This window comes from Oleiphilus sp. HI0061 (genome assembly GCF_001635675.1).
In genome coordinates this window covers 1-8,737 of sequence record NZ_LWFE01001005.1, presented here as the reverse complement: position 1 = coordinate 8,737, position 8,737 = coordinate 1, and the positions used below count along the sequence as shown (strand labels likewise).

The 8,737-nt window shown below is 44.3% G+C and carries 9 protein-coding genes and 1 tRNA gene; 9 read left to right on the top strand and 1 reads right to left on the bottom strand.

The features are described from left to right. The 8 genes from A3735_RS12115 to A3735_RS12080 form a co-directional block, all read left to right on the top strand. Positions 1-185, top strand: a 185-nt coding sequence (locus A3735_RS12115) for a YcgL domain-containing protein (protein ID WP_197485884.1), incomplete at its 5' end; no start/stop codon positions are given. A 24-nt stretch (positions 186-209) separates the two neighbouring features. Continuing rightward, complete coding sequence (locus A3735_RS12110; protein WP_082865207.1) at positions 210-647, top strand: YcgN family cysteine cluster protein; 438 nt, start codon at positions 210-212, stop codon at positions 645-647. 105 nt (positions 648-752) lie between these two features. Then, complete coding sequence (locus A3735_RS12105) at positions 753-1,100, top strand: hypothetical protein (protein WP_068514779.1); 348 nt, start codon at positions 753-755, stop codon at positions 1,098-1,100. Then, the gene (locus A3735_RS12100) at positions 1,097-1,351 is read left to right on the top strand and encodes a DUF1653 domain-containing protein (RefSeq protein ID WP_068514784.1); all 255 of its coding nucleotides are present in this window, start codon (positions 1,097-1,099) and stop codon (positions 1,349-1,351) included. Before A3735_RS12105 ends, A3735_RS12100 begins: the two co-directional genes overlap by 4 nt. 174 nt (positions 1,352-1,525) lie before the next feature. Then, positions 1,526-4,084, top strand: a complete 2,559-nt coding sequence (locus tag A3735_RS12095) for a vWA domain-containing protein (protein ID WP_068514789.1) — start codon at positions 1,526-1,528, stop codon at positions 4,082-4,084. Between the two features lie 234 nt (positions 4,085-4,318). Then, positions 4,319-4,394 (top strand) — tRNA-Gly (locus A3735_RS12090). Positions 4,395-4,581: 187 nt separating this feature from the next. Further along, the gene (locus tag A3735_RS12085) at positions 4,582-5,511 is read left to right on the top strand and encodes a chemotaxis protein (protein ID WP_068509728.1); all 930 of its coding nucleotides are present in this window, start codon (positions 4,582-4,584) and stop codon (positions 5,509-5,511) included. After that, positions 5,512-6,321 (top strand): MOSC domain-containing protein, encoded by an 810-nt coding sequence (locus A3735_RS12080; protein WP_068509730.1) that lies wholly within the window; start codon positions 5,512-5,514, stop codon positions 6,319-6,321. A gap of 61 nt (positions 6,322-6,382) precedes the next feature. On the opposite strand, the gene A3735_RS12075 is transcribed toward A3735_RS12080, so the two are convergent. After that, positions 6,383-6,961, bottom strand: coding sequence for a hypothetical protein (locus A3735_RS12075; RefSeq protein ID WP_082865206.1), 579 nt, complete (start codon positions 6,959-6,961; stop codon positions 6,383-6,385). 157 nt (positions 6,962-7,118) lie between these two features. Between A3735_RS12075 and A3735_RS12070 the strand changes: the two genes are divergently transcribed. Continuing rightward, a partial coding sequence (locus A3735_RS12070; RefSeq protein ID WP_068638122.1) for an ATP-binding cassette domain-containing protein occupies positions 7,119-8,737 on the top strand: 1,619 nt, incomplete at its 3' end.

Genomic DNA, 8,737 nt, shown 5'->3' with positions numbered 1-8,737 from the left:
TATTTGGGCAAGCTGAGCATGTGATGGATATGATACTCACGCCAGAAAAGAAATTGGCCCGTGCGGATGCTAAGAAAATTTTGGACGATATTGCTGAGAAAGGCTTTTATTTGCAGATGCCGCCAGCAAAAGACCCGGAAATGTTGGATTTATATAAGCCACCTAAAGATAGTTTGCACGGCTAAATTAATGACGGTGAGACGAGTCAATTGGCGGTAGATAAGTTTTTTTGGAAAGAAAAAGCCTTAGACCAGCTTTCGAAAGAAGAGTGGGAAGCTCTGTGTGATGGCTGTGGTAAGTGCTGTATGCATAAGCTCCAGGATGAAGACAGCGATGACTTGCTGTTTACCTGTATCAGCTGTGAATATCTGGATACGGATGCTTGTCAGTGTACTGTCTATTCCAAGCGAAACAATTATGTGCCTGACTGTCTTAACCTAAGTGTGACTGATTTACCTGAGGTCTCGGTATGGCTCCCTGAAACTTGTTCTTATCGTTTGCTATTTGAAGGGAAGCCGCTACCCCAGTGGCACCCCTTGATCGCGGGTAGCAAAATTATGATGCATGAAAATCACATTTCGGTGCGCTCAAAAGCAATCAGCGAAAGCCTGGTTTCAGAAGACGATTGGGAAGACTACATAATTTAGTTTGTTATGGCTGTCAGGCAGATGAACTACACTAAAAATTGCGAATTAATAATGAGATGGGCTCGCTCGATCTTGTTTAGTTGATATAGGCTTAAGGATAGATAGTTGGAAAGTTTTTCATACCTTGCTGCGTGGGCAGTGTACCTGATTTCCGCGCTCGTGATGATTGCCGTATTTTGGCGAATGACCAGAAATCTCAAGCTACGTCGAACCCGGCGATCTTTAAGGGTTCTGGTTGCCGTCCTCTTGTTAACGCCTATCAATATTGCGACAGATGCAAGTATTTGGCTGGCACCCGCCTACCTTGTTGGTGCTTATGACTGGGTTTTGGGTCACACAGATAAAGCGCTTCAAGCAGGGGTTTATATTGCCGCCGCTTATGCATTAATGATCGTTGTGGTGATGTTGGAATCGGTTATGAGAAGACTCTTGGGTATGGAGAAGGCTGGATGAGTGGTATCGAAACAGGCTTGTATCAGCATTATAAGGGGGCTGAATACGAGGTACTTGGCCTGGTCACGCATAGCGAGACAGAGGAAAAGTTGGTTGTCTATAGAGCTTTATATGGCGAGTTTGGATTGTGGGTGCGTCCTTTAGATATGTTTAAAGAGTCAGTGTCCATCAACGGTCTAGAGCAAGATCGCTTTAAGCTCATCAATGCCTATAACGTCGAGCTAGGAAAACATTTACCTTCATCACTCTAAACTTAGTGAAACACACTAATCTTCTATAAAAACAACAGGTAAGCGTTAATTTAAGAGAAAATACTTTTAATATCGCATTGTTGTTGTTGTAAAACCTGCTATAAATTATCTATGTTCGACTAATTTTGTCCATAATGCCTCATTTGTTTGGGCCGGGATCATGCAGGGGAATCTATGAACTCCAAACTATCATTTGCGCGCCAGGTGATAACGCAAAAGCTGAGAGGGCTTAGCCTTATTAAGCGTATGTTAACACTGGCGGTCTTCGTCAATGTATTAATTTCAGCTAATGCTTTCGCACAAGATGCCGCTGCTAATGAAGCGGGGGCCGATATACGTATGCTGATCGATATCTCCGGGAGCATGAAGAAGAATGATCCGGCCAACTTGCGAATCCCGGCGGTTAACCTATTAACTGAGCTGATTCCCGATGGCGATGAAGCGGGTGTTTGGACTTTTGGTCAATGGGTTAATAATTTGGTCAAGTTAAAAGCTGTTGATGAGCAATGGCGTCTTGACGCTAAAGAAAAAGCAAAGAAAATCAATTCTGTAGCGCTATATACAAATATTGGGGCAGTGCTTGAGAAGGCTTCTGATGATTTTTATAAAGAAGGTAAGGACTTCTCGAATACTCATTTCATTCTACTGACTGATGGCATGGTCGATATTGATAAAGACCCCGAGAAAAATGCCTCAGAACGTGAGCGTATTCTAACTTCAGTGATGGCTACCTTTAAAGAGAAGGGCGCCAAGATTCATTCAATCTCTTTGTCAAAAAATGCTGATAAATCCTTAATGGATAAGTTAGCTATTCAAACGGGTGGACAATCGGCGGTTGCCGAGACCCCTGAAGACCTGACTCGAATTTTTCTCCAAGCTCTTGAACAGGCCGTTCCTAGTGAGCAGGTACCTATCGAGGGAAATGAGTTTGTTATCGATTCTAGCATCGAAGAATTTACTGCTTTGATCTTTAGAGGGGATGGCAGCATTCCGACCGAAATTCTATCTCCTGATGAAAAAGTATATAGCTATGAAAACCAGGGTGAGGATATCAAATGGTATCAGGATAAAGGTTATGACTTGATTACTGTCAGTCGTCCTTTAGAAGGCACGTGGAAGATTAACTCCGAAGTTCAACCAGGAAGCCAGGTGACAGTGGTTAGTAACTTGCAGCTTAATGTTAGCAAACTACCGGTCAATTTCTTCGCTGGTGATCCCTTGAATGTTGACGTTAGCTTTAGTGAAGAAGGGAAGACAGTTACTAATCCTGATTTTTTGCAGTTATTAGATGTGCAGCTGCAGCTTAAAACAGAAAGCAATAAAACGGCTAAGAAGTCTATGTCGGATGAGGTTCCTGAAGACGGCGTTTTTAGAGAAGCTATTCGTAAGTTAAGTAAGGTCGGTCAGTATGAAGTGACGGTCTTGGTTGATGGGAAAACCTTTAAGCGTAAGAAACGCCAGATTATTAATTTGAGAGCGCCTTTTGATTTTGAATTTTCGGTTAAAGGGGAAGGAGATGAAGCTCATTATGCGCTAGTGGTCACGCCGATGAGTGAGACGATATCTCTGACTGATACCAATATATTTGCGAAGGTAAATGCTCCTGATGGGAGTAGTTTAATCAATGCCTTGGAATTAGATGCCGAGGCGGGGCGCTGGGTATTACCGATTAAGCCAGATAAAGGCGATGGCTTGTATAAAGTGGCTGTTAAGGTAAAGGCCGAGACGATTGAAGGAAAGAAATTCAAGTTCAAGCCTAAGCCTTTTGAGGCTGAGTTCCCGATACCGGCGGGTGCTTCAAATAATATCGTGTCAGTGAACGAGCAAGAAGATGCCCCAGAAGAGTTGCCTGCAGAGGCAATTGCGGAAGAAAAGGTAGAAGAGCCGAAAGCTGAAGAACCTAAAGAGGAAGCGAAAGAAGAGCTGCCTCAGCCAGCCGAAGAGCCCGTTAAGGAAGAGGTGGAAGAGCCTGTTGAAGAGCCCGAAGCGGAAGAAGAGCTGGTAGAAGAGTCAGAAGACGATATGATGATTTGGTTTATTATCGGCCGCGGTGTTCTAGGGGGCTTGCTCTTGGGTGGCTTAGCCTTCTATTTGCTTAAAAAGCGTCAGGCGAAAGAGGAAGAAGAGGAAGTTGAAGAAACAGAAATCCTGAGCGATCAGGATGTTGAAGAAATTGCAGAAGATGTAGAAACTGAAGCGAGTGCTGAGGTGGAAGAAGAACCCGAAGCAGAACCGGATGATGGCTTAGACTTTGTTGAAGAGCCACCCGAAGAAGTTCCAGTTGCCTCTCAGGAGCCAGAGGATGAGCCGCTTGTTGAGTTGGAAGAGGATGATGAGCCGCTAGTTGAGTTGGAAGAGGATGACGAGCCGCTTGTTGAGCTTGAAGAGGATGACGAACCTTTAGTAGAGCCTGAGCCTGAGCCTGAAGAGGTCGTGGACCTATCTACCGATGACTTAAGTGATGTCGCTCAGGAGCTTGAGCTTGATGAGCCGGAAGAGGCCGATGCGCTGGACATTTCCGGGGATGACGAGGACCTGGCTGCCGATATTGCTCAAGCGATTGAGGATGCTGCGGATGAGCCTGAAGAGGACTTGGAAAAGGAAATTGAAGATGCATTGGATCTAAGCGACCCGCTGGATGACGACGATGACGAAGAGTTCAACTTGGAAGACTTCGATATCGGTGACACAGATGACCTGCCCTCAGATGAAGAAAAGGATAAGGGCGCTTAATCTAAGCGTCTGCTGATGATTTTGTAGGGTGATCGGGCAAGGTTCGAGATAGATTTCAAAAGTGTTATCTTTTTCACGCTTTTTATTATTAAAGGACTTGCATGACAAAAATGCTCTCCCTATAATACGCCCTCACTCGATCTGAGGGCGTAACTCTCTGTAAATAATCGGGTTTTAAGAGGGGTGTTATTACTTCTCTCTTGTATGATCAAGTAAAAAATCACACCAGATTAAGCGGGAATAGCTCAGCTGGTAGAGCACAACCTTGCCAAGGTTGGGGTCGCGAGTTCGAATCTCGTTTCCCGCTCCAATTTATCTTTATTACCTATCGATCATTAAATTCGGCTCATTCTTCAGTCGAGACCTTCTTTATGGTCTAAACTTATTGCTATTTAGTACATTATGAATATCTGCGCGCCTAGCTTGGCTTGGCTTTTCGTAGAGCATTTGCATGATAAGATTTTAGCGGTGAATTTGCTGCTTTCCTGGAGGGTAAGATGTCGGGTGTTTTGGCTTCGGTCGATCAAAGAACCAAGCTGGTAGGTGAAAATCGCTTAGAGTTGCTTATGTTTAAGCTTAGCGGTCATCAGACCTTTGCAATCAATGTATTTAAGGTTCAAGAGGTTCTGAATTTACCAAACCTAACTGCGATGCCTCATCGTCATCCTTGTATTTGTGGTGTCACTCACTTTAGGGGGCAGACTGTCCCCGTTATCAATTTAAGTCAGGCAATTGGTATGAGGCCGCTTGAGGTTAACAGTGAATCCATTATTGTCGTCTCTGAATATAATCGAAGTGTGCAGGCTTTTTTGGTTGCCGGAATAGAGCAAATAGTTAACCTCAATTGGGAAGATATCATGCCGCCTCCGGTAGCGGCGGGTAGGGCGCATTACTTAACGGCCATAACACGCTATCAGGAACAGATTGTCGAGATTATTGATGTAGAGAAGGTCTTGTCAGATATTTCTCCGTATTCAACTGATGTCTCTGAAGAGCTTCTCGAGAATGAGTTGATTGATTCATTAGGAGAAAAGTTTGTTTTGGTGGTCGATGACTCACCGGTCGCAATTGCACAGGCGACCGGTACGATAGAAAAGCTAGGTTTACCTACCATTACTGCACCAAATGGCTTAAGAGCTTATGAAATGCTTAAGGAGTGGGCGGATAATGATCCGGAAAAGCTTAAGCAATGCTTACTTGTGCTAACAGATGCCGAGATGCCGGAAATGGATGGTTATCGACTAACGACTGAAATTCGTAAAGATGATCGATTGAGCCACTTTTATGTAATTATGCATACTTCTTTGAGTGGTAGTTTTAACCAGGCTATGGCAGAGCGAGTTGGGTGTAATCGCTTGCTATCCAAATTTCAGCCTGATGAGCTTGCAACAGCTGTTCTTGACTACGTCAAAGAACAGGCTTCTTAAATGTCTGAATATAAAATTTCCGCTTTGAATATTCATCCGGTCAAATCTCTTGGTCCGGTATCCTTAAGTGAAGTTGAAATTGATCGCTTTGGTTTGCGTTTTGATCGACGTTTTATGTTGGTGGATGATGCCGGGCGATTTATTACTCAGCGAAAATATAGCGCCTTAGCCAAAGTTTCTGCAAGCTTTGATGGTAGTACTTTAAATATATCGGACGAGGGCATTCCTGAGGTCAGTTTTTCGCTAAGTGAGTTTTCTAAAGAAGCTGATGTATGTGTCTGGTCTGATGAAGTGGGTGCGCTCACCGTACAAGACCGCCGGACACAAGTTATTTCAGACTATTTGGGGGTGAATGTGGCTTTGGCCTATATGCCTGACTCAACTTTTCGCCAGGTCGACCGTGAGTTCTTTGCAGAGAGCCAGCAAGTTAGCTTTGCTGACGGTTTCCCGATTTTATTGACTAACCAGGCCTCATTAGATGACCTGAATAGCCGCTTGGAAGTTCCTGTTGGCATGAACCGTTTTCGGCCGAATATTGTGCTTGAAGGCGATATCCCTTTTCAAGAAGACTCGTGGAAGCGTATTGCTATCGGTGAGATAGAGTTTGCATTAGTTAAGCCATGTAGCCGCTGTATTATGACTTGCATTGATGAGCATGGCGAGATTGGCAAAGAGCCTCTAAAGACGCTAGCTAAGTATCGAAAAAACGATTTTGGTGTTTGTTTCGGACAGAATATGGTTCAACTTAATACAGGGAAAATCTCACTCGATGATAAGCTAAGAGTAATTGAGGTGCTTGAAGAGGGATAGGTAAAGCGCTTCAGCCTATTTCTAAACATAGAAATAGGCATTTAACTGAAAGGTACTTGCCTTAGAAAAGCTCGATTTCGTCCGAGGTATCGTCAGTGCTGTCTTTTTTGGCACTAAAGTGATGTTTGTAAATATCCAAAGCTTCGTCAACACTTGCGCCGTTCATGATGTGTTGGAACATGATGCGCTCTTCTTCCATTGTGTAGTTCGACATGATGTCTTCTTGCAGCTTAGACCATGCCATTGGGTTGTAGAGTTGCTGAGGATCACTTACCAGATTACTCAGCCAACCTAGATCTCGCTTGACGTGGTCTAGACGTTGAGTGAGTCGATCGTAGAATTGGAAGGCAACAATTGCACTCATAATCTGCTGGTGGATCTCTGCAGCACTGAGCTTAATAGACTCCAGGTCAGTTCCTGAGGTGTCATTTTCTTCACCTTTATGTGAATCAATAACTTCCTTCAGTTGACTGGCAATATAGGTAAACGACTGAGTCAGCTCTGTTACTGACTTTTCGCCGTCTGTCATGGTGCACTCTACCTGAGACACAGCTAGGGTCAGCATGTTGATCGTTTCGCGAACCTGACTCCAGTCCAAGTCTGGTTTTTTCGCGGTAGATGTTACCGGATTGTTAGACAATGCGAATCTCCATTACATTTAACAGTGGTGACAAATTAAAAGTCGTGCATAATGCCTGCATGCATTGCAGTGCCAGCTTATTCTATGAAGGATAGTTGAAAATCATCAGTTGGCGAGCCAATTTTACGAAAACATAAAAGATTTAGTAAAAAAATATATGAGTATAATCCGCTTTGAAAATGTGTCATTAGCGTATGGCCACCGCCCCTTACTGGATAACGTTACGTTTGCGATTGAAGAGGGACAAAAGATTTGCCTGCTGGGTAGAAATGGCGAGGGAAAGTCTTCATTAATGTCATTGCTAATGAAAAGTAGTGATCCGGACTCCGGTGTCATAAATTTTCAAAAGGGTCTTAAAGTAGGGGCTTTGCCTCAATCCATGCCCGATGCTGATGAACGTAACGTTTTTGATGTCGTTGCTGAAGGCCTACCGGAAATTGGTCAGGTCTTAAGTGAGTATCACCATCTGATCAATAGTCAGGATGAAGCTGCAGACCTGCAAAAGTTAGAGAAGCTGCAAGACAGAATCGAGTCATTAAATGGCTGGGATTTTGATACTCGGATCGCCAGCATGCTTAAGCGTTTTGGTTTGCATGAATCGATGCAGATGAAAGACTTATCCGGCGGTTGGCGGCGGCGGGTAATGCTTGCCCGAGCCTTAATCAATGAACCCGACCTGCTTTTACTAGATGAGCCGACTAACCATCTGGACATCGAAACTATCAAATGGCTGGAAGCCCGCTTAGCAGAATATCGTGGCGCGTTATTGTTTGTCAGTCACGATAGAGCGTTTATTAAGGCTTTGGCCTCCAATATTATCGAGTTGGACAGGGGAAATATCACAGCTTTTAACGGAGGCTATAGCGACTACCTGAAAGAGAAACAGCGTTTGCTTGAGGAAGAAGAACGTCAAAATGCTTTGTTTGACAAGCGCTTGTCTGAAGAAGAAGTTTGGATTCGCCAGGGGATTAAAGCAAGGCGTACTCGAAACGAAGGGCGTGTCAGGGCCTTAAAGGCCATGCGAGATGAGCGTAAGCAAAGAGTCAATCAGCAAGGTAAGGCTGAAATAAAAATAGCCGAAGCGGAGAAGTCAGGAAAGCTGGTGGCAGAAGCCGAGCATGTGTCGCTTGCATTTGATTCGGGACGTAAGGTTATTGATGATTTTTCATTAACAGTGATGCGAGGCGACAGGATAGGCTTAATTGGAGCAAATGGTGCCGGTAAGACGACTTTATTGAAGGTATTGCTTGACCAGTTAAAGCCAACAAGTGGGTCTGTACGTTTGGGGAGTAAACTGGAAGTTGCTTATTTCGATCAGCTTCGAGGTGGACTGGATTTTACTAAAACAGTTTTTGATAATGTTGCCGATGGCCATGACTTTGTTGAAATGGATGGCAAGTCCCGTCACGTAATGAGTTATCTCAATGACTTTCTATTTACAGCAGAGCGTGCTCGCTCACCTATCACCGCCTTGTCCGGTGGTGAAACGAATCGCTTATTGTTAGCGCGTTTATTTGCCAAACCGGCAAACGTTATTGTAATGGATGAGCCAACCAACGACCTTGATGTTGATACCTTGGAATTGTTGGAAGAGCGTTTGGCTCAGTTTCAGGGAACACTGCTTATTACCAGTCATGACCGGGACTTTATAGATCAGGTCGTCACGAGCACCTTAGTATTCGAAGGTGAGGGGAAAATTGGCGAGTATGTTGGTGGGTATAATGACTGGGTCAGACAAACCGGTGGTCGTTTACCAACAGAGGGGCAGTATACAAA

Coding starts and splice junctions, on each gene's coding strand:
- A3735_RS12100 (WP_068514784.1), top strand. CDS start 1,097: ATGAGTGGTATCGAAACAGGCTTGTATCAGCATTATAAGGGGGCTGAA.
- A3735_RS12095 (WP_068514789.1), top strand. CDS start 1,526: ATGAACTCCAAACTATCATTTGCGCGCCAGGTGATAACGCAAAAGCTG.
- A3735_RS12085 (WP_068509728.1), top strand. CDS start 4,582: ATGTCGGGTGTTTTGGCTTCGGTCGATCAAAGAACCAAGCTGGTAGGT.
- A3735_RS12080 (WP_068509730.1), top strand. CDS start 5,512: ATGTCTGAATATAAAATTTCCGCTTTGAATATTCATCCGGTCAAATCT.